This window comes from Piscinibacter sp. PDB5-1, from assembly GCF_056676035.1.
Window position 1 is genome coordinate 322,889 of the sequence record NZ_JBWVZL010000001.1, and the last position, 19,708, is coordinate 342,596.

At 69.0% G+C, this 19,708-nt stretch carries 23 protein-coding genes; all 23 read right to left on the reverse strand.

Annotation, left to right across the window (positions count from 1 at the left end):
- Positions 1 to 29 precede the first annotated feature (29 nt).
- Positions 30 to 1,805, reverse strand: a complete 1,776-nt coding sequence (menD, locus tag AC1KAT_RS01455; RefSeq protein WP_480322035.1) for a 2-succinyl-5-enolpyruvyl-6-hydroxy-3-cyclohexene-1-carboxylic-acid synthase — start codon at positions 1,803 to 1,805, stop codon at positions 30 to 32.
- Positions 1,806 to 2,001: 196 nt separating this feature from the next.
- Complete coding sequence (locus AC1KAT_RS01460; RefSeq protein ID WP_480322037.1) at positions 2,002 to 3,234, reverse strand: tetratricopeptide repeat protein; 1,233 nt, start codon at positions 3,232 to 3,234, stop codon at positions 2,002 to 2,004.
- Between the two features lie 76 nt (positions 3,235 to 3,310).
- Complete coding sequence (locus tag AC1KAT_RS01465) at positions 3,311 to 4,114, reverse strand: sigma-70 family RNA polymerase sigma factor (RefSeq protein WP_480322039.1); 804 nt, start codon at positions 4,112 to 4,114, stop codon at positions 3,311 to 3,313.
- 33 nt (positions 4,115 to 4,147) lie between these two features.
- On the reverse strand, positions 4,148 to 5,155 hold the full coding sequence (gene fliP / locus AC1KAT_RS01470; RefSeq protein WP_480322040.1) for a flagellar type III secretion system pore protein FliP: 1,008 nt from the start codon (positions 5,153 to 5,155) through the stop codon (positions 4,148 to 4,150).
- Entirely contained in the window at positions 5,155 to 5,661 is a 507-nt protein-coding gene (locus AC1KAT_RS01475; RefSeq protein WP_480322042.1) for a flagellar biosynthetic protein FliO, read from the reverse strand. Before AC1KAT_RS01475 ends, fliP begins: the two co-directional genes overlap by 1 nt.
- Positions 5,658 to 6,044 (reverse strand): FliM/FliN family flagellar motor switch protein, encoded by a 387-nt coding sequence (locus AC1KAT_RS01480; RefSeq protein ID WP_480322044.1) that lies wholly within the window; start codon positions 6,042 to 6,044, stop codon positions 5,658 to 5,660. The genes AC1KAT_RS01475 and AC1KAT_RS01480 overlap by 4 nt, the downstream gene beginning before the upstream one ends.
- Before the next feature lie 52 nt (positions 6,045 to 6,096).
- Positions 6,097 to 6,951 (reverse strand): FliM/FliN family flagellar motor switch protein, encoded by an 855-nt coding sequence (locus AC1KAT_RS01485; protein WP_480322046.1) that lies wholly within the window; start codon positions 6,949 to 6,951, stop codon positions 6,097 to 6,099.
- A 7-nt stretch (positions 6,952 to 6,958) separates the two neighbouring features.
- On the reverse strand, positions 6,959 to 8,134 hold the full coding sequence (gene flgF / locus AC1KAT_RS01490; protein WP_480322048.1) for a flagellar basal-body rod protein FlgF: 1,176 nt from the start codon (positions 8,132 to 8,134) through the stop codon (positions 6,959 to 6,961).
- A 39-nt stretch (positions 8,135 to 8,173) separates the two neighbouring features.
- Positions 8,174 to 8,578 carry a flagellar hook assembly protein FlgD gene (locus tag AC1KAT_RS01495; RefSeq protein ID WP_480322050.1) on the reverse strand — a complete coding sequence of 135 codons (405 nt, stop codon included), beginning with the start codon at positions 8,576 to 8,578 and terminating at the stop codon, positions 8,174 to 8,176.
- Position 8,579: 1 nt separating this feature from the next.
- On the reverse strand, positions 8,580 to 9,368 hold the full coding sequence (locus tag AC1KAT_RS01500; protein WP_480322052.1) for a hypothetical protein: 789 nt from the start codon (positions 9,366 to 9,368) through the stop codon (positions 8,580 to 8,582).
- The gene (locus AC1KAT_RS01505; protein WP_480322054.1) at positions 9,365 to 9,871 is read right to left on the reverse strand and encodes a hypothetical protein; all 507 of its coding nucleotides are present in this window, start codon (positions 9,869 to 9,871) and stop codon (positions 9,365 to 9,367) included. The genes AC1KAT_RS01500 and AC1KAT_RS01505 overlap by 4 nt, the downstream gene beginning before the upstream one ends.
- Positions 9,868 to 11,184 carry a FliI/YscN family ATPase gene (locus AC1KAT_RS01510; protein ID WP_480322057.1) on the reverse strand — a complete coding sequence of 439 codons (1,317 nt, stop codon included), beginning with the start codon at positions 11,182 to 11,184 and terminating at the stop codon, positions 9,868 to 9,870. The genes AC1KAT_RS01505 and AC1KAT_RS01510 overlap by 4 nt, the downstream gene beginning before the upstream one ends.
- Entirely contained in the window at positions 11,184 to 11,981 is a 798-nt protein-coding gene (locus AC1KAT_RS01515; RefSeq protein ID WP_480322059.1) for a FliH/SctL family protein, read from the reverse strand. The genes AC1KAT_RS01510 and AC1KAT_RS01515 overlap by 1 nt, the downstream gene beginning before the upstream one ends.
- Positions 11,978 to 12,625, reverse strand: coding sequence for a hypothetical protein (locus AC1KAT_RS01520; protein WP_480322061.1), 648 nt, complete (start codon positions 12,623 to 12,625; stop codon positions 11,978 to 11,980). Before AC1KAT_RS01520 ends, AC1KAT_RS01515 begins: the two co-directional genes overlap by 4 nt.
- Positions 12,622 to 14,085 carry a flagellar basal-body MS-ring/collar protein FliF gene (fliF, locus tag AC1KAT_RS01525; protein WP_480322063.1) on the reverse strand — a complete coding sequence of 488 codons (1,464 nt, stop codon included), beginning with the start codon at positions 14,083 to 14,085 and terminating at the stop codon, positions 12,622 to 12,624. The genes AC1KAT_RS01520 and fliF overlap by 4 nt, the downstream gene beginning before the upstream one ends.
- A gap of 55 nt (positions 14,086 to 14,140) precedes the next feature.
- Positions 14,141 to 14,467, reverse strand: a complete 327-nt coding sequence (gene fliE, locus AC1KAT_RS01530; protein ID WP_480322065.1) for a flagellar hook-basal body complex protein FliE — start codon at positions 14,465 to 14,467, stop codon at positions 14,141 to 14,143.
- Positions 14,464 to 14,907, reverse strand: a complete 444-nt coding sequence (flgC, locus tag AC1KAT_RS01535; RefSeq protein WP_480322067.1) for a flagellar basal body rod protein FlgC — start codon at positions 14,905 to 14,907, stop codon at positions 14,464 to 14,466. Before flgC ends, fliE begins: the two co-directional genes overlap by 4 nt.
- A gap of 21 nt (positions 14,908 to 14,928) precedes the next feature.
- On the reverse strand, positions 14,929 to 15,294 hold the full coding sequence (locus tag AC1KAT_RS01540) for a flagellar basal body rod protein FlgB (protein ID WP_480322069.1): 366 nt from the start codon (positions 15,292 to 15,294) through the stop codon (positions 14,929 to 14,931).
- A 39-nt stretch (positions 15,295 to 15,333) separates the two neighbouring features.
- Entirely contained in the window at positions 15,334 to 16,479 is a 1,146-nt protein-coding gene (locus tag AC1KAT_RS01545) for a flagellar basal body P-ring protein FlgI (RefSeq protein WP_480322071.1), read from the reverse strand.
- Positions 16,479 to 17,045 carry a flagellar basal body L-ring protein FlgH gene (locus AC1KAT_RS01550; RefSeq protein ID WP_480322073.1) on the reverse strand — a complete coding sequence of 189 codons (567 nt, stop codon included), beginning with the start codon at positions 17,043 to 17,045 and terminating at the stop codon, positions 16,479 to 16,481. Before AC1KAT_RS01550 ends, AC1KAT_RS01545 begins: the two co-directional genes overlap by 1 nt.
- Before the next feature lie 56 nt (positions 17,046 to 17,101).
- Positions 17,102 to 18,079, reverse strand: a complete 978-nt coding sequence (gene flgA, locus AC1KAT_RS01555) for a flagellar basal body P-ring formation chaperone FlgA (RefSeq protein ID WP_480322075.1) — start codon at positions 18,077 to 18,079, stop codon at positions 17,102 to 17,104.
- A 5-nt stretch (positions 18,080 to 18,084) separates the two neighbouring features.
- Positions 18,085 to 18,873, reverse strand: coding sequence for a flagellar basal-body rod protein FlgG (gene flgG / locus AC1KAT_RS01560; protein ID WP_480322077.1), 789 nt, complete (start codon positions 18,871 to 18,873; stop codon positions 18,085 to 18,087).
- Between the two features lie 53 nt (positions 18,874 to 18,926).
- Positions 18,927 to 19,688 (reverse strand): flagellar hook-basal body protein, encoded by a 762-nt coding sequence (locus tag AC1KAT_RS01565; RefSeq protein WP_480322079.1) that lies wholly within the window; start codon positions 19,686 to 19,688, stop codon positions 18,927 to 18,929.
- Positions 19,689 to 19,708 lie beyond the last annotated feature (20 nt).

A 19,708-nucleotide genomic window follows, 5' to 3' on the forward strand; every position in this document is an offset into this window, starting at 1 on the left:
CCTGTTGTCGGCTGCGACCTGGTGTCCGCTCAGGCCTTGGCTCCGGCCGGGTTGGGGGTTGCCGCTGCGGCGGCCGCCATCGCCGCCTCACGCTTGAGTCGCAGCGACTCGGTCAGCACACCCACCCCCTGCGTCAGCGATGTGGCGTTGACGCGAATCTCGATGAAGCGCGTGCCCTTGGCCGGCTGCGACAAGGCGGCGCGCAATGCGTCCAGCGTTTCGCAGCGGTGCGTCTCGAAGCCGAATGCGGCGGCGATGCGGCTGATGTCCACGTTGCTCGGGTTGCGCACCACTTCGAGGTAGCCCGGCAGCTTGGCCACCGGCAGAAAGTCGAACAGCGCGCCGCCGTTGTTGTTCATCACGCAGATGGTGGCGTCGGGGTTGTGGTTCTTCAGCAGCAACAGCGACGACAGGTCGTGCAGGAACGACTGGTCGCCCAGCAGCATCAGCCCGCGCCGGCCGCTCGCCAGCAATTCGCCGAGAAAGGTGCCCATGTTGCCGTCAATGCCGTTGACACCGCGCGAGACGTGCACGCGGCCGAAGGGGGCATCGATGTCCATGCAGCTTTCTGCGTGCTGCACCGCCATCGAGTTGCCGATGTGCAGCAGCTCATGGCCCGGCGCTTGAAACAGCGCCTGGGCAGCCGGCAACTCGCCCCAGGGCAGGCGGTTGATGATTTCGCTGCGCCGGGTGCGGCCAGTGCGGCCGGCCGCCATCCAGGCGTCGAGCCAGGCGGTGGGCCCGCTGCCCAGCGCCTCGGCCAGGCGGTCGAGGTCGGCGGCGCCCGGGTTGACCCACAGCTCGAACTTCGGGTGCAGGTAGTCGTGCGCGACCGGCTCGTGGTGCAGCTTCAGCGTGGCGCAGGGCCGGGTGACGAGAAAGTCGCACACACGCTGCGACACCGGCGCCAGGCCCAGGCGAATGACGAGGTCGGGGTTGACTGTCTGCAGCTCGGGGCGCGCGGCCCAGGCGTCGAGCGCGACCACCGCGTTCGGCACCGTCGAGCGCATGCCGCTGCAGGCATCGGCCAGGACCGGAAAACCCACCCGCCGAGAAAACGCGGCCAGCGTGTCGGCATCGACGCAGGGGCTGGCGCCGACGACGATGAGGCCGCGCATGCCAGGGCGCAGGCCGAGCGAGGCGCGCAAGGCGTTCACATCGGGCGTTGCTGCCGCCGCGGTGGCCGGCGGGGCTTTCGATGGGCCCTTCTGGGCCTCCGGTGACAGGCTCGGCGTCACCCACTCGGGCGTCACCTCGGTCGGGTCGCGCCGGCCGGCCAGTGGCACGTTGATGTGCACCGGCCCGCGCGGACCCGGGCCCACGAGGTGCGGCATCAAGCCGCGGATGGCCTGGCGCATGGCGACGATGGCCTCATCGCTCGCTTGCGGGTCGGGCAGGTCCACGCTTGCGGCGACGACCGCCCGGGTGGCGCCGATGTGGTCGGTCATCTGGCCGAAGCCGCTGCCGCGCAGGCGGCGCGGGCGGTCGCAACTGATGAGGATGACCGGCGCACCGATGGCCTGCGCCTCGGTGAGCGCGGGCATGGTGTTGGCCACGGCCGAGCCCGAGGTCGTGACGAGGATCGACGGGCGGCCGCTCTCTTTGGTCAGCCCGAGGGCGACGAAAGCCCCGCTGCGCTCGTCGGTGCTGACGACCTGGGTGCGAAACGACGGGTCGGCGTGAATGACGAGCGACAGCGCCGTGGCGCGACCACCGGCGTTGAGGACGGCTTGGTCAGCGCCAGCGACTGCCAGCTCTTCGAGCAGGCAGCGCAGCCACAGCGCGTTGAGGTTGCGATCGGCCATGCGGGCGGGGGCGGGTTCGGTGGAGGTGAGGCGCTCAGAGGCTGAGCGTCTGTCGGGCGCGCCCGCGCAGCGCGTCCAAACGCACCCGGTCTAGGCGCAAAGCGCAGCCATGGCTCGGGCCGTGGCGAGCATTTGCAACGACAAGCGGGGGCGTTTGGGCGCGATGAGCCGGCATGAACGAAAAACTCTCAGCCTCTCAGTTCAGCGTGGGGCCCTTGCCGTGGGTGGCACCGGCCGCGTCGGCCGGGCCATCAGCCGCACCGGCCGCCGCAGCGCCGCTCAGGGTCGGGATCATGTCGAGCATGCTGCCGCCCGTGAGGCCTGGGCGGCCACCCAGCAGGCGCGTGGCCAGCTTGCGCAACGCCTGCAGGTCGCGGGCCTCGCCGCTCAACACGGCCTCGGCATAGCGCGCCGACAGGTTGTTCTTGTCGAGGCGCGTGGCACGCTCGATCGACGCTTCAGCGGCGGCGCGCTCACCGCGTGCCGCCTGGATCACGGCCAGGCCACCATGGCTCTCGCCGAAGTTGCGGTCGATTTCGAGCGCGCGTTCGAAGGCCTTCAAGGCCGCATCGAGGTCGCCTTGCAGCAGGCAGGTCCAGCCCAGGCCATGCCAGGTGCCGATGTGCTCGGGCATGTACTGCAGGGCTTTGTCGAAGCTGCTGCGCGCCGGCACGAGCTGTTGTTCGAGCAGGTCGGTGAAGGCCAGCGCCGACCACGCGCGGCCGTCTTGCGGGTGGTGCTGCAAGGCCGCCTGCAGCAACGAGCGCGCATAAACCGGGTCTTGCTGGCCCAACGCGGCCGAGGCGCGCGCCACCAGGGCTTCGAGCGGACCGCCGTGCTGCTTGAGCGCGTGGTCGGACCACATCAGGCAGGCGGTGAAATCTTCGGCGTCGAGCGCGACCAAGCTGGCCACGCCCGCGGCCGGTGCAGCCAGTTGCTGCGCCTGCCAGCGGGCGCGCGCCCAGGCCATCGCCTCGTCGAGCTGGCCGGCGCGGTGCATGAGGCGCAGCCACAGCACCTGCAGTGCACCATCGACCGGCTGGGCAGGATTGGCCGGCGCCACCCAGGGCGACAGGGCTTCGAGGCCCTCGGCGAAGCGGTTCTGGCGCAGCGCGGCATAGGCGATGTCGTGCGCGATCACGGGGCGCAAGCCCTCGGGCGTGTCGGGCGCTGCGGCCATGCGGCGCAGCAGTTCTTCGGCTTCATCAAAGCGGTGCTGGGCCAGCAGCCAGTGCGACTCGCGCAGGCGCCACAGCATGCGATCGCTCGACAAGGCCTGGGCGTGCCGCAGGTGAAACTCGGCCCGCCCCCATTCGCCCGCCTGCAGTGCGGCGTCGAAGGCTTCGGCCATCAGCTCGATGTTGTCGGCGTCTTCGCGCAGGTAGCCTTCGAGGCGGTCGAGCCGTTCAAGCGGGGTGGGTTGGTTCATGGTGGCGGAGCCTTGTCAATGTGGGGCGTTTGGCGCGGACGGAATGAGCGGTCGAGTCGGGTTCATTGACATCTTCTCAACACGCCACGTCGCAGCGCTTGTTCGAACGGAGCAGCACGCGAAGCGATTGCAGCGCGCTGCGGTGGATCTGTGAAACGCGGCCCTTGGTCAGTCCCAGGCGGGCGGCGATCTCTTCGAAGCCGTGCTCGTGCAGATAGTGCGACGTGACGACGGCCCGCTCTTGCGGTGGCAGGTGGTTGATGAGTTCACGCACGCGCCGCTGCAGTTGCCGGAACTCGACCTTCTGGTACATCCGGTCGGGCTGCAGCGGCAGTTCTTCGTCGGGCCGCAGCATGCCGGTGCCGTCGAGCAGGCAGCTGAGCGCGATGCCGATGCCCACCTCGGCCAGATAGCCGAACAGCGCATCGGCATGCGCCTTGCCTGGCCGCAGGGTGGGCGGCAGGCCTCGGGCCGGCGGTTCACTGCCCTGGTCCTTGATGGACTGCAGACGCTCGCTGCGCAGGCGCTGCCGCACGGCGATCTGCTGCTGCTTTTCGGTGAGTTGCTCCAGCCCGTCGAGGATGGCACCGTGCATGCGCCGTGCCGCGAAGGTCTTGAACTGGGCCCCGCGGTCGGGGTCGTAGCGGTCGATCGACTCGACCAGCGCCAGCGAAGCGAGCTGGTGGTATTCCTCGAACTCGATCTCGTTGTGCGTGCGCCGGCCGTAGTAGGCCGCGGCCACCGTGCGTGCGTAGTCGAGGTGGCGGCGAATCAGCTCCTGGCGGGCCGTTTCATCGCCGGTTTCACGCAGGCGCAGCCACAGCACGCGCTCGTCGTCGGCACGGGCGTCGTCGTCAAAGCGAGCGGGCGACGATTGCATGGGCGGCCGGTGGTCGTGAGAGGCCTCAGGCGCTCAGTGGAACGACCCGACGAGGGCCTTCAAGATGAGGCTCCACCCATCGACCAGGATGAACATCAACACCTTGAGCGGCAAGGCGATGGTCACGGGCGGCATCATCATCATGCCCAGGGCCATGAGGATGCTGGAGACGATGAGGTCGATCAGCAGGAAGGGCAGGAAGATCACGAAGCCGATCTGGAACGCGGCCCGCAGCTCGGACAGCATGAACGCCGGCACCAGCTGCACGTTGCTGATGTCGTCCATGCTCTGCGGCGGCTTGGCCTTCGACAGCTCGACCATCAGCGCCAGGTCTTGCTCACGCGTCTGCTTGACCATGAACTCGCGGATCGGCTGCGTGGCCTTCTTCATCGCGTCTTCGGACCCGATCGTGCCCTGCATGAAGGGCTGCAGCGCGTGGTCGTTCACCTGCTGGAGCACCGGCGACATCGTGAACAGCGTGAGAAAGAGCGACAGCCCGATCAGCACCATGTTGGGCGGCGTCTCGGGCATGCCGATCGCATGGCGCAGCATCGACATGACGATGATGATGCGCAGGAAGGCCGTCACGCAGACCACGATGGCAGGCAGCACCGCCAGCAAGGTGAGGCCCAGCACGATGCGTACGGCCAGTGCGGTGTCGCCCTCTTTGCCGTTGCGCTGCGGCAGGCGAAAGTCGATGCCGACGCCTTGCCGTGCGGTCGCCGCATCGGGGCGCGAGTCACGCTTGGCTCCGGCCGAGGTCGTCGAAGACCCGCTGCTGCCGGTCGAGGGCACCGAGGCACCCTCGCCCTGGGCGCTCGGGGCCGTGCCGCTGCCCACGCCGGTGGACAGCGTCTTGGATGTGGTCAGTTCGATGTCGGGCTCTTTGCCGACATCGGCCAGCGCAGGCGCGGCCACCGGCGCGGGGGGCACCACGGGCGCCGCATCGAGCTGGGCATGCGCGGGCATGGCCGACACCGCGCCCACGGCGAGCATCAGGCGAACGAGCGCCAGCAGCAGGACGTTCCACGCGCGGCGCATCACGACGAGGCCTCCGTCGCGGCGGCCGGGGCCGGTGCATCGTCGCGGTCGAGCACCACGGTGGCGCCTGCGGGCGTCACGGCCAAGAGCAGCTGGCGGCCCTTCCATTCGACAACGTGCAGGCGCACCGAGGCGTCGATGCGCGTGCTCGACAGCACCTTGACCTCGCCCGAACGGGCCGAGGCCGCCCCCAGGCCCCAGGCCTTCGAGGCGCCGCCGGGCGAGCCCACACGGCGCCACCAGAAAAAGATCGCGACAGCTGCCAGGCCCAGCAAGAGCAGCGCACCGGCGACCGGAAAGCCGGGGTCTTGGGCATCGCGCCGAAACGTCAGCGGCGCCGGTGCCGACGCCGCTGTGCCGAAGGTCGGCGCAGACGCCGCCCCGCCCGCCTGCGCGAACGCCGGGCCGGCGGCCATCAACAAAACCGGCACCGCAGCCGCGACCGCCACCGGGCGGGCGCGCAGCCGAGGCGCTTCCGGGCTCACCCCGGCAACGAGCACGTTCACGGCTTCAGCGGCACGGGGATGTCGGTGATGCGAACGGCGAACTGGTCATCCACCGCGACGAGTTGGCCGCGGGCCACCACCTTGCCTTCTAGCACGATGTCCACGGGCTGATCGACCAGCCGGTCGAGCACGAACACCTGGTGCTCTTTCGCCGACATCAGGTCGCCCACGGTCAGTTCGACGTTGCCCACGCAGACCTGCAGCTTGGTCTTGATGCTGTGCAGCGGGTTGGCTGCATCGGGCAGCTTGAGCTTCGGGCCTTCGCCGATGTCGTGCAGCTCGTTCAGGGCGATGACGTGGGCGGTGTAGGGCGCGCTGCCGGCTTCGCCGGTCGCCGCGGCGGCCGAGGTCTCGGCGCGGTTGTGCAGGTTCGATTCACTCATGATGGAACTCGTTCAGATTCAAGAAATGCGTGTCAGGTCTGGCCGCTCAGGCTCAGGCCCCGGGGCCCTGGACCAGTTCGATGGCGCGTTTGCCGTGGCGCGCGCCGAGGTAGGCGTTGCACACGGGCGTGTCGGCACCGCCCGGCGCGTTGGCCGCGTGCAGCACCAAGGGCGCTTCGAGCGGATGCCCCAGCGTGAGCACGTCGCCCAGGCGCAGGGACTGCAAGGTGCCGAGGTCGAGCTCGGTCGGGTTCAGTTCGACCCGCAGGCGCAGCGGCTGGTGGGCGATGGCCGACAGCACCGACGCATCGAGCGCCTGGGGCTTGCCGGCATAGCGGCGCCGGGCCGATTCGAGCAGCGGCGCCACGCGGCTCGCGCGCAAGTGCAGCCACAGCTCGGTGCCGCACCAGGGCAGGCGCACGCGCACGTCGCCGCTCCAGGCGCGGGCTTGCGGCGCACCCAGTGCGGCCAGCGGCGTGCTGCCGTCGGTGGCCACCAGCAGTTTGGCCAGTTCGTCTTCGAGGTCGCGCAAGGCGCGCGCCGCCACCCCGTGGGCAATGGACGCCGGGCTGCGAACCGCCGACGAGGCATGCGACGGGCTGCCGTAGAGGGCATCGGCCAGCTTGGCCTGCGGGTCGCCCGAGGCGATGCCGGCCCAGCACCAGGTCGCCGCCGGGCCCGCGTCGTCACACCAAGCCTGCCACTGCGCCGCGTCGGCGGGCGCCCCCGAGGCCTCGTGGGCGTTGTAGGCCACAGCAGCTTCGAGGGGCATGTCCCAGCGCTGCGCCCAGGCCTGGAACACGCGGTTCAGCTCGCGGGCCAGCACCTCGAGGGCGGCGGCCGACCACCAGCGAAGCGGTCGGTGGGTCGTGGCTTCGGTGGCCACGGAAAGGTTCGGGGGATACATCGGCGGCTCACTTGCTCGTCATCGAGAACAGCTCTTGGAGCATCTCGTTGGCCGTCGAGACGACCTGCGACGAGGCCTGGTAGCCGCGCTGCATGATGACCAGGTCGCTGAACTGCTGCGACAGATCGACGTTCGAGATTTCGACCACGCCGGACTTGATCTTCCCGAAGCTCAGGCCGTCGGCCACGCCCTTGTGCCAGGCGGCGTCGTCGGTTGGGCGGAACTGGTTGTCGCCCGAGGCCGTGACAGCATCGGTCGAGTCGAAGCGCGCGAGCGCCAGCTGCTGGGCGCGCACGGTCTGCTGGTTGCTGTAGGTCAGCACCATGGTGCCGGTTTCGTCGAAGGTGACCTTGCTCAGCGCCCCGGCTCGGAAGCCATCTTGGCGCGACACGGCCAGCGTCGAGATGTCGCCCGACGCGAACGAGCGCACCTCGTTGCTGAAGTCGAGCGTGATGGGCATCGCCGCCAGGCCGCTCGGTGTGTAGGTGATGTTGATGCGTGCGCTCTCGGCCGTGGGCCGGCCGTCCTGGAACACCAGCGTGCCGGTGCCCACGGTGGTCGAGCCTTCGAGCACCGTGACCGCCCATTGCTGGTTGGTGCGGTTGAAACGCATCGTGAGGTTGTGTTCACCGCCGACCGAGTCGAGCACCTGAACGCTGTTCAGGGTTTGTTCGGTCGTGGTGCTGGGCAGGTTGCCCTGGAAGCTGATCGTCGTGGTGGCCCGGGCCGCGCTGGTGCGACGCTCGCTCAGGCTGACCTCGGTGTAGTTGCCGGCGCCGTCGGACGACATCACCTTGCTGCCGTCGGTGCGGCTCACGAGCACGCCGCGCCCGTCGAACTCGAACTGGCCGGCGCGGCTGTAGTGGATCTCGCCTTCGCCGTCGCGCATGACGAACAGACCCTGCCCATCGACGGCCAGGTCGAGGTCGTTGCCGGTCTGGCGCAGCTCGCCCTGCTTGAAGTTGATCGAGGTCGAGTGCGTGGTCAGGCCATAGCCGATCTGGCCGCGGCCGAAGCCGGTGCCGCCGGCCATTTCGCTGCCCGAATAGAACAGGTCCGAGAACTGCAGCGACGAGCCCTTGAAACCCGGCGTGTTGAGGTTGGCCGTGTTGTTGGCGATGACGCGCAAGCCCTGCGAGTAGCCCATCAGGCCACTCATTCCTACGTAGATGGACTCAATCATGGGGGGTTCGACGAAGCGTTGGGTTCAGGGATCAAGGGGTCAGCGCACGGCCACGATCTGGCTCAGGCTCACGCTCGAAATCGTGGTGCCGGCCGGTGTGCGCAGCGACAGCGACGGCGACTCGCCCGACAGCGCCAGCGACGTGACCGTGCCGGTGACGGTGCCGCTGGCGGTGGTGACATCGACCGTGCGGCCGATCAGCCCCACCGATTGCAGCGAGGCCTGCGTGGACAGCAGCGCGTCGAGCTTGCCGTTGAGCTGCTGCGTCTGTTCGAGCGAGGTGAACTGAGCCATCTGCGCCATGAACTGCTGGTTGTCCATGGGCTTGAGGGGGTCCTGGAAGGTCAACTGGGTCAGCAGGATCTTCAGGAAGTCCTCCATGCCCAGGTTGTTGGACTGGAGGCTGACGCCCGATGTGCCGCCGACTGCGCCGATGGTTGCCATGTCAATACTCCCGAGAAGCTGTGAGGTGAACGTACGGAACGCTGCGGCCGATGCCGCGCGTTGAAGATTCAGAAAGCCGGGGCTCTGCCGGAGCCGACATGGCCCCCGGGCGGCGCTCGACGCCATTGCAGACGATGCGTGTGACACGCAGCCCCTGACCGGTGAGCCAGCGTGCGACGACCTCGACCAGCTCGTCGGCCTGCCGGCCGAGCGCCGCATCGGCACCGATCCACACCTGCGCTTCGTCGCCTTGCCATTGCACGTGCAGGCGCAGCGGCTCATGTGCTCCCGGCAAAGGCAGTCGCACGACTTGCACGGGCGCGCCCGCAGCGGCGGCGCCAGCGGCGCGGCCCAGGTCGGGCCCCGCTTGCAACGGTGCCAGCGGCGGGGATGGCGGGGTGCTCGGCACTGGCAGAGGCGTGCCGGGCAGCGGCGCCGAGCGTGTCGCACGCACCATCTGAAGCGCAGCGGGGACTTCGGCCGCAGCGGGCTGCGACGGGGCCACGGGCACCGACCAGCGAAGCTGTGCCGCCGCCACCTGCAGGCCCTCGACGAGCGGGGGCCGTGTGGGTTTGCCACCTTCGGCGAAAGCTTGGCCGCGGCCTTCGCCAGCGTCTCGCGCGGTGCCCTCGTGGCCTTCGGGCGGGCGGTGACCGAGCCAGCCTTCGCTCTGGGCGCGTTCCATCTCGCGCTGCCAGGCCAGGCGGTTGGGCTGCGGGGCCGAGGCCGATGCCGAGTCGCGGGGCGACGTGGCGGCCTGTGCCGCGTCGTGGGGCCAGGTGATGCTCATGTCAGCGCCCCCTGTTCTTGCGGCAGTTCTTCGCCGACCACGCCGCGGGCACGGCGCCATTCGCGGCGGGCCAGCCATTCCTGGTCGGCCTGGGCCGATGCCGCGCGCGACTGGTCGAGCAAGAACTCGTCGAGGCTGCGCGCCTTGTCGCGGTCGAGCGCGTCGAGCTTCAGCTGAGCGGCGCGGCTGCGGTCGAGCACGGCCTCGTGCGTGCGCTCGGCTTCTTCTTTCTGGGTCACCAGCAGCGCCTTGCGTCGCAGCACGTCGGTGAGGTAGGCCAGCCGCCGGTGCGCGGCGGCCGGGTCGAACACCTGGGCCTTGTTGGCCGCGGCCGCCTGGGTCAGCGCTTCCATGCGTGCGTCCAGCTCGGCGATCTGCTTCTTCAGGGTGTCGAGGGCTTCGAGCGACTCGGCCAGTTCGCGGCGCACGGCGTCCAGCTCCCACTGCGCTTTCAGGCGCAGGGGTTCGAGCCGGTACACGAAGCCGCGGCGGTCTTGCGTCATGCCACGCCCCGCAGCAAGCCGGCCAGTTGTTGCAAGGCGGCCTTGCGATCGGCACCGCCGTCGGTCTGCTTGAGGAAGGCCAGCAACTGCGCTTCGACTTCGAGCGCGCGGTCGAGCGAGGCGTTGGTGCCTTTGACGTAGGCGCCGATGTCCACCAACTGGCGGTTGCGGTCGAGCACCGAGGTCATCTCGACAGCCTTGACGGCCAGCGTCATGACCTCGCGCGGCACGAGGTCGGGCATCAGGCGGCTGACGCTCTTGAGCACGTCGATGGCCGGGTAGTGGCCCTGGTTGGCCAACTGGCGCGACAAGACGATGTGGCCATCGAGCGTGGCACGCAGGCAGTCGGTGATCGGTTCGTTGAGGTCGTCGCCCTCGACCAGCACGGTCAGCAGCGCGGTGATCGCGCCACCCGACGGCGCGGTGCCGCAGCGTTCGCACAGCTCGGGCAGCTCGGCAAACACCGAAGGCGTGTAGCCGCGCGCGGTGGGCGGCTCGCCAGCCGACAGGCCGACCTCGCGGCGCGCCATCGCGAAGCGGGTCACCGAGTCCATGGTCAGCATGACCTGCAGGCCCTGGTCACGAAAGAACTCGGCGATGGTCACCGCCGCATAGGCCGCACGCAGCCGCGCCAGCGCGGGTTGGTCGGAGGTGGCCACCACCACCACCGAGCGGGCCAAGCCCTCTTCGCCCAGCTGCTTGTCGATGAACTCGCGCACCTCGCGGCCACGCTCGCCGATCAGGGCGATCACGTTGACATCGGCCCGCACGTGGCGGGCGATCATGCCGAGCAAGGTGCTCTTGCCCACGCCGCTGCCGGCGAAGATGCCGACGCGCTGGCCCTTGCCCAGGGTCAGCAGCGAATCGATGCTGCGGATGCCGGTTTCGATGACCGAGTCGATGCGCGGCCGGCCCATCGGGTTGAGCGGTTTGGCGCGCAACGTGCGGCGCTCGTCGGTGACCGGGTCGGGCTTGCCGTCAAGCGCATGGCCGAAACCATCGACCACGCGGCCCAACAACTGCCGGCCCACGCCGACGCTCGCCTGTTCGCCGCTGGCCACGACCTCGCAGCCGGCCGACAGGCCCTGCGACGAGCCATAGGGCATCAGCGTCACCTGACCGGCGCGCATGCCGACCACTTCGGCCTGCAGCGGCTGGGCCTGCCCGCGAACGGCGATGGAACACACCTCGCCCAGCACCGCGTCGGGCCCCTGCGATTCGATGGCCAGGCCGGACAACTGGCGCACCACGCCGATGCGCGCCGTGAGATCGGCGCGCTGGGTGGTGGCTCTCAGGCGGGCGAAGGTGGACATCAGGCCTCCGACGCAGGGCGCTTGGCTTCACCGACCCAGGCGTCGCGCAGACGGGTCAACTGCCGGTCGAGGCGGGCGTCGAGGGTGCCGTTGTCGGAGTCGAGCAGGCAGCCGCCCGCTTGCACCTTGGTGTCGGCCACCCATTGGACCGACGCATGCCGCGCAAGGAGCTCATCACCCTGCAAGGCACGCAGGTCGTCGGGGTGCAGACGCACGCGCATCAAGGTGCCGCCCCGCAGTTGACTCATGGCCTGCTGCACCAGGGCAGCGACCGCCTCCCGGTTGGCCCGCGTGCTGCCCATCAGGCGACACACCGATTCGAAGGCCAGCTCGAGGGCGTCGCCTTCGAGTTGTTCGAGCCGTTGGTCCAGCGCTTCGGTCAAGCCTTCGATCACGCCTTCGACACGTTGCAAGAGGCGCTGGTAGTCGGCCTGCTGCTTTTCGGCCATGGCCTCGGCCTGGGCCTCGAGCTTGGCGCGGCCTTCGCGCATGGCCTCGTCGAGCCGCTTCTGCGCTTCGGCGATGCCCTCGCGCAAGCCCTGCTCGCGCGCGGCGTTGCGTTCTTCGTCCAGCACCTGCTGCACCGGGTTGACCACGGGCGCCGGGGCCTCCGCGGTGGCGAGCACCGGCTGGGCTGCCGAGGGGGCCGACTTCAAGGCCTGGACCACGCCCGTGGGCACACGCACGGCACCAGCCTTCGTCTCAGGCACGTGCCGGTGGCGGGGCAAGCCCAGCGCTCGGGTGCCCGCCGTCACGGCCACGTCCTTCAACACCGCCGGTTTGCTCGGCTCGTTCATGTTTCGCCCTTTCCGAATGCCACCGTGGAGCGCAGGCGCTGCACCCAGCCGCGCAAACCGCGCGCGTCGGGGGGCGCCGACCAGAGACCTCGTGCACCCGAGGTGGCCGGGTCCAGTTGCCGGCGCGCCTTGGCTTCGAGTTCGTCCAGCAAGGCCAGGTCGCACGCGCTGCGGGGCGACCCGCCCGGCACGGCCTGCGATCTCGCCGACATGAGTTCGAGCACCCGGCGCTTGCGCGTCGGCCCCAGGCGGTCGAGCATGCCCGGGCCCCAAGGCCAGGCCGCCAGGCCGAGCACATGGGCGATCAAGCGATCGGGCTCGCCGTGGAGCAGTTCGGCCGCGGTTTGCACCGACAAATCGAACAGGCGCTGAACCTGTGCGCTCTCGGGTACAGCAGCGCCACGCGACACGGGCGCAACCAAAGCGTCTTGCAAAAGCTGTGCGTCGACGGGAAGCCCCAGCTCGGCGACTTCGCTCAACAGGCTTTCGACCTCACGCCGCTGCGCATCGGGCAATTGCCGAAGCATCCAGTCACGGTCGGCGCTGCCCAGGGTGTGCAGCAGCAAGGCCGCCTGGCGCATGCCCGGGGTCACGGCCGAGCCGCTCACGGGCTCGCGCAAGGGAAGACCTTCGAGGAGGTTCACCGCTCGCCTCCCGTGGGCGAGGCCGGCAATGCGGGGTCCGCCCCCACCCAGTCGCGCAGGCGGGCCAGTGCCTGCTGCCGCTCTTGCGGGCTGAGCGTGGCCGACGCCTGCGGCTTCGCGCGGTGCACCGCCCAGGCCACGAGGCCCAAGGCCACCAGCATGATGAGCACGGCCAGCGCCACCACCAGCGGCGTTTCCCGTTTCGCTGACACTGGCTTGGTCGCCTCGGGTTCCCCGTCGGCGCGCGCTGAACGAGGTGCCAGTTGCTGCAGGCCCGACTCGGCGCCCGTTTCGCGCGCCGGGTTCATCAAGCCCGGCAGCGACTGCACCACAACCACGTCGCCGCGCTCGCCCGAGGCGCCGACCGCCGCGCTGATCAGCGCCCTGGTCTGTTCAAGTTGGTGGGCGTCCATGGGCATGCGGATGACCGCGAGCACCTGCAGGCTGCGGATCGATCCCGGCTGCGACACCACCTGCTCGACGCGGCGACCGACCTGGTACTCGGTCTCACGCTGCGTGCTGCTGCCACCGAGCTTGCTGCCGTCTCGGGTGGTTGTTTGCAGCGCGTCGTCCTTCACCGACTCGCGTTCACGCACCACGACGCCGGTGGCCACCTCGCCCGGCCGCACGGGCGGCGAGATCACGTCTTCGGTGGTGCGGCGCACCTGATTCATGTCGAGCACGACATCGACGCTTGCAAGCGCCTTGCCCGGCCCGAAGGTGCGGTCGAGCACCTGCGCGGCCTTCTGCGCCAGGTGCTGCTCGATGTCTCGCTTGAGTTCGAGTTGCGGCCCGACATCGGTGGTCGGGTCACCCACGCCGGCATTGCGCGTGAGCGCCACGCCGCTTTGATCGACGATGGTCACGTCCTGCGGGTTCACGCCGGCCACCGAGGCCGACACAAGCCGCTGGATGCCCTTGACCTGCTCGGCGCGCAGCGTCTGGCCGTGCTTCAGGGCCAGCGTGATCGCAGCCTTGGCCTTGCCCTGGTCACGCTTGAACAGCCCCTCTTCGGGGAAAGCCAGGTGCACGCGCACCGACTCGACCTCGTCGAGCGCCATGATCGTGCGCGTGATCTCGCCCTGCAGCGCACGCTGGTAGTTCACCTTCTGGGCGAACTCGGTCATGCCGAAGTCGGTGTTGTTGAACAGCTCGAAGCCCACCGCACCGTGCAGCGGGATGTCCTTGCTCATCAGCTTGAGCCGGGTCTCGTGCAGGTGGTTCTTGTCCACGAGGATGGTCGTCCCGTCAGGCCCCAACCGGTACGGCACCTTCATGCGATCGAGCTCGGCCGTCATCGCGGCTGCGTCTTGCGCCGCCATGCTGCCGAACAACACGTCGTAGTCCGTTCGCATCAGCCACACGGCCAGCGCGATCGTCCCCCCGACGATGACCACGACGCCTGCCACCAGGCTCACCTTCGCGGCCGCCCCCAAACCTTGCCAAAACGCTTTCAACACCTGCTCCCGGTTTTCTTCATGCTTGCTGCTCGTCCCCCAACGATGACGCGCGCGCCTACACCTGCATGCGCATCAGCTCTTGGTACGACTCGAGCAGGCGGTTGCGCACCTGCAGCATCAGCTGGAAGGCCATGCGGCTCTCTTCGAGACGCAGCATCACCTGGTGCAGGTTCTCGACATTGCCGGTGGCCAGGCCCTGCAGGTCGGCCTGCGACACCTGGAGCTGCTGGTTGACCTGCTGCAGGCCGTTGGTGACCAGGTCGCCGAACGACGTGGGGCCCGCGGCGCCCACGCCACCCACCGCACCGGCCGTGGCCGACGCGAGCGACTGCAACGAAGGCTCTTGAATCGCCGACACGGGCGAGATGAACGGAATGCTCATGTGTTGCCACCAATTTCAAGGGCCTTCACGGCCATGGCGCGCGCCGAATTCATGGCCACGACATTGGCTTCGTAGGCGCGCGATGCGCTCAGCATCGTCATCATTTCGGTCGCCGGATCGACGCCGGGGTACGACACATAACCTTGCGCGTTGGCCTGCGGGTGGCCCGGGTCAAGCACCGAGCGCGTGGGCCGGCCGCTGGGTTCGACGGTGGTCTTGAGGCTGGCAAGCCCTTGGCCGACGAGCGAGGCGAAGTCGGCGCCTTCCATCGGCAGGCCACCGAGGGCCGACTGGGCGACCACGCGCAGCGGCTGAAAGCCCTTGCCGTCGGCCGACACCACGGTGTTGGCGTTGGCCAGGTTGAGGGCGGCGACTTCGACGCGCAGGCGCTCGACGTCCATGCCGGCCGCGCTGATCGCGAATGATTGCGAGTAGTTCATGGCAGTGTTCTTTCAGCGCGATCAGCGCCGACCTTCGCTCACAGCGGTGGACAAGATGGACAGGTGGCGGTTCAGACCGCGCACCAGCGCCTGGTAGTGCAGGTTGTTCTGCGTGAGGGCCGCGACCTCGGTGTCGAGGCGCACCTCTTGCGGCTCGCCCTGCGCGCCCAGGACCGGCTCGACGCGGGCTTGCAGCGGGCTCGCCGCGCCACCCTGCAGCGCGCGCAGGCCGTCGGCCACCTGGGCCTCGAAGCTCACGCGGCGCGGCACGAACCCAACGCTGCCGGCGTTGGCAATGTTCGCGGCGATCACTTGCTGGCGCAGGCTGGCGGCGTCCAACGCCAGCGAGAGCGAAGCCGTCGTGATGGCCTCAATGCCGATGCTCATGGGGGTTCTCCTGTGAATGTGTTTGAGGGCGGTCGCGCGTCACTGCACAACCAGGTCCGCATGCAAGGCCCCTGCGGCCTTCACGGCACGCAGGATGGAAATGATGTCGCGCGTGTTCGTGCGCAGCCGGGCCAGCGACTGCACCAGATCGGCCACCGTGTTGTTGGCGGCGACGAAGCCGGTGCCAGCCCCTTCGGTCACGTCAATGCGGCTGTTGGTGACGATCGCGGTGCGAATGCCGTCCGACGGCCGGTTGACCAGCAGCGGCTGCGAGACGCTGGTTTCCGCGTCGATCGACACCCGCAGGTCACCATGAGCCACCGCAACCTTCGAGATGCGCACATCGCCACCCGAGACCACGGTGCCGGTGCGTTCGTTGATCACCACGCGCGCTCGGCGGTCGGGTTCGACCATCACGCCCTCGATGCGCGAGAGAAAAGCCACCGGCCGTTGGCGCTGCGCCTCGGGAATGCGGATGTCGATGCCCGACGCGTCACGGGCCTCGGCGAGATTGCCGCCCAGTTGTGCGTTGATGGCCGCTGCCACACGGTTGGCGGTGGTGTAGTCCGGGTCTTGCAGCACGAAGGTCACGCTGGTCTGCGCCTCTTGGGGCGTCGGGCGCAAGGCCACCTCGACCGTCGCACCGCCGGGCACGGCGCCCACCGTGGGGTGGTTCTTCTGCACCACGTTGCCATTGGCGTCGTAGCGGTAGCCACCGACCGACAACGCGCCCTGCGCCAGCGCATACACACGTCCGTTGGCCGCCTTCAGCGGCGTGAGCAGCAAGGTCCCGCCCAGCAGGCTGCGTGCGTCGCCAGCCGAGGTCACGCCCACGTCGAGCGTGTCGCCTTCGCGGGCGAAGGGGGGCAGCGCGGCCGTGACCATCACGACCGCCACGTTGCGGCTTTGCACCTGGTCGGACTGCACGCTCAGGTTGAACTGCGACAGCACGTTGGCCAGTGCCTGCCGCGTGGTGCGGTTCGTGGGCGAATCACCCGTGCCCGCCAGGCCCGTGACGAGGCCGTAGCCGATCAGCGCGTTCTCGCGCCAGCCTTGGATCTTGCCGAGGTCTTTGACGCGGATGGCGTCGCTGCGCGGGGCGCCCTGGGCGGCCGACCAACCGGGCATCGCCAGGGTGAGCAGCGCGGCGCATGCTGCCGAGAAGAAGCGAGTGAAGCGGCGCATCAGAACCCCATCCAATCCAGCGTCTTGCGCCACCACGAAGGCTTTTGACGCTCCGCCAATTCGCCTTCACCCACGTATGTGATCTTCGCTTCGGCCAGCCGTGACGAGAGCACGGTGTTGCTCTCGGAGATGTCTTGCGGCCGCACCCGGCCGACGACATTGATGCGCTGCTGTTCGTCGTTGATCAGCAGCAACTGTTCACCAGCAACCTGCAAATCGCCATTGGGGAGCACCTCCTTGACCGACACGGTGAGTTGCGCAAGCAACTTGCCCGACCGCGTGGTGCGCCCGCCGCCATCGAACTCGCCACCGAGGCCCACACCGACACTCACCATGGGCACGTGCGCGCGCCCCAGTTCGGCCGAGATCTCGTTCTTGCGACGCGTGCCGGTGTCGGCGCCCGCCGTGGCCGCCGAGTTCTCGACGATCTGCACTGTCAGCGCATCGCCGACGCGGTAAGCGCGCACGTCGGCGGCCAGCGCACGGAAGTTCTTCTCGTCATACAGGCTGTTCTGCGCCGATGCGGGCGTCACCGCCGCGACGGCCAGCCCCACCACGGCCAGCACCCGCGCCGAACGCACCAAGCGCCCGGCAAGCGGCAACACGCTGCCTAGATAGCCATTCATTGAATCAACTCCACTGTGTTGGGGCCCACCACGCGTGCGGTGATCGGCCCGGCCGCATGCTTGGCCCTGACAAGAACGCGCCCCCCCGGCTGCCCGTCTTGCAGGGCTTCGGCTTGGGTGACGAGAGAAATCGCCCCGCTTTGCGTGCGCAGGCGAACGGTCTGGCCGCGCGACACCGCCGGCAAGGCCTCGACATGCGAGGCGGTCAGCACCTGCCCGCGCAGCAGCGGTTTGCGCAGCCGCGTCTCGGCCAGCGCGGTTTGCACGTCGAGAGCCGCAGCGGACAGCCCGGCCACATCGACTTCGATCAGTTCCAGCTGGCCCGCGTCGAGCAACTGCCCGGTCTGCACATCGCGCTGAGCCACCCAGGCATGCTGCAGCATCTGCACCCGCGCCTGCACAGGAATGGCGCGCACGAACTGGCCGTCCACGAGCACATCGACCCACGCGCGCACCCGGCGCGCCGGCAGTTGCCCCTCAGGCAGCGGCCGCCCGCTCAGGGCCACCGAGCCTGACGGGAGCGCCCAGCCCTCGGCGCCACATTCGGCCTTCACCTGCCCCAACGGGTGCTTGGCCTGCACCCACGCGGCGACGACCTTCTCGGCCGCAGCACACACTTCGGCGGCAGCCACGGTCTGGCTGGCGCGCTCGATGCGCACCGCGCGGGCACCCGACCACTGGAGCGACGGCTGAGCACGCGCCAGGCCGGCTTCGAGGCGGGCACGCGCCAAGGTGAGGCTTTCGCCGACCCGGGGCGCCGCACCCAGGGGCAACGCCGCCGCAGCACGCACTTCGTCGTCGCTGCCACGCAGCCGGGCCACGTCGCCGAGCGTCACCCGTGCAGAGGCCGCGCGCGCAAGCGGCAGCAACTCCACGTGAACAGCCGCCAGCGCCGACGGAGTCCAGCCCGCCGCCAGCGCAACGAGCCCCCCCGTGAACACCAGCGCCGCCAGGCGCGAGGACGAAGCCAGCATGCGCATCACCGACGCAGGCTGTTCACCATGCCGAGCATCTCGTCGGAGGCCTGCACCACCTTCGCGCTGGCTTCGTAGGCACGCTGGGCCAGCATGAGGTTGACCATCTCTTCGACCAGCTTGACGTTCGAGCCTTCGAGGTAACCCTGGCGCACCACGCCCATGCCGTCTTCGCCCGCGCGACCGGCAATGGGTTCGCCCGATGCCGCGGTGGGGCGGTATTCGTTGTCGCCCTGCGCTTGCAGGCCGGCCGGGTTGGCGAAACGCACCAGTTCCAGTTGCCCGACTTCCTGCAGCGCGGTCTGGTCGGGCACCCGCACGAGCACCTTGCCGTCCTGGCCGATGGTGACGGCCTGCGCGTTTTCGGGGATTGCGATCGAGGGCTTCAGCGCGTGGCCGGACTGCGTGGCGAGGAGGCCATCGACCCCCACCTTGAGCGAGCCGCCGCGCGTGTAGGCCGAAGTGCCGTCGGGCAGGGACACCTCGAAGAAGCCGTCGCCAGAGACGGCCAAGTCGTAGACGCCATCGGTCTTCTTGATGTCACCCATCTCGAACACCTTGGCGATGCCGACCACGCCGACGCCCACGCCAGAGCGACGCACGTCGTCGAGCCCCGTCAGCGAGGCATCGGCACCGGTGGCCCGTTGGGCCTCGCGGGCAACGAGATCGACGAAGCTGACGCGCCCCTTCTTGAAGCCCACCGTGTTGACGTTGGCCAGGTTGTTGGCCACCGAGTCAACGTTCGTTTGCTGGGCATGCATGCCGGTGGCGGCGATGTAGAGAGATTCGAACATGAGATTCCTTGGAAACCGATCGGAAGGTGATCAACAGGCAGTCAATGTGTTCGTCAGACTTCGCCGAGCTTGCGGATGGCCGAGCCCATCAGGTCGTCGTAGCCCTGAACCACCCGCTGCATCGACTCGAACCGGCGCATGGTCTGAACCAGCTCGACCATTTCGCGCATGTGCTGGACGTTGGAGTTCTCGAGGTAGCCCTGCCGGACCTGCACGTCGGCGGATGCGACGAGTGTGGCGTTGCGCCCTTCGGCAAACAACCCACCGTCAAGGGGTGTCAGCGACTGGCTGGCATCGAAGTTGACGACCTTCAGGCGGTCCACGACGCGGTCGTTCTCGGTCACGTTGCCTGCGGCGTCGATCAGCAAGGTGCCACCACTCAGCACGATGTCACCGCTCTGGCCCTGCACGGGGTGGCCCTTCATCGTCACCAGTCGGCCACGCGCGTCGAGCTGGAACTCACCCTGTCGCGTGTAGGCGGGGCCGTTGGGCGTGGTCACCTCGAAGAAGCCCGGCCCGGCCAGCGCCACATCGAGGCTGCGGCCGGTGGTGCGCAGGGTGCCACTGTTCATGTCGCGAACCAGGTCGAAAGGCTGGACCGCTTGCGTGATCGGCAGCGACGCGTCGGTGCGCTCGCCCCCCGCACCCACCATGGCCTGCGCGAACGAAGGACGCAGCGCCGCCTCGGGCCGGCTCACCAACAACTGGCGCTTGTAGCCGGGGGTCATGACGTTGGCCAGGTTCGTGCTGACCTGTTCGAGGCGTGCCACGTCCTGTTGCATCGAGGACAGCGCGATTGCCAGTACTTCTTGCATGTCGGTTCCTGTGTAGAAAG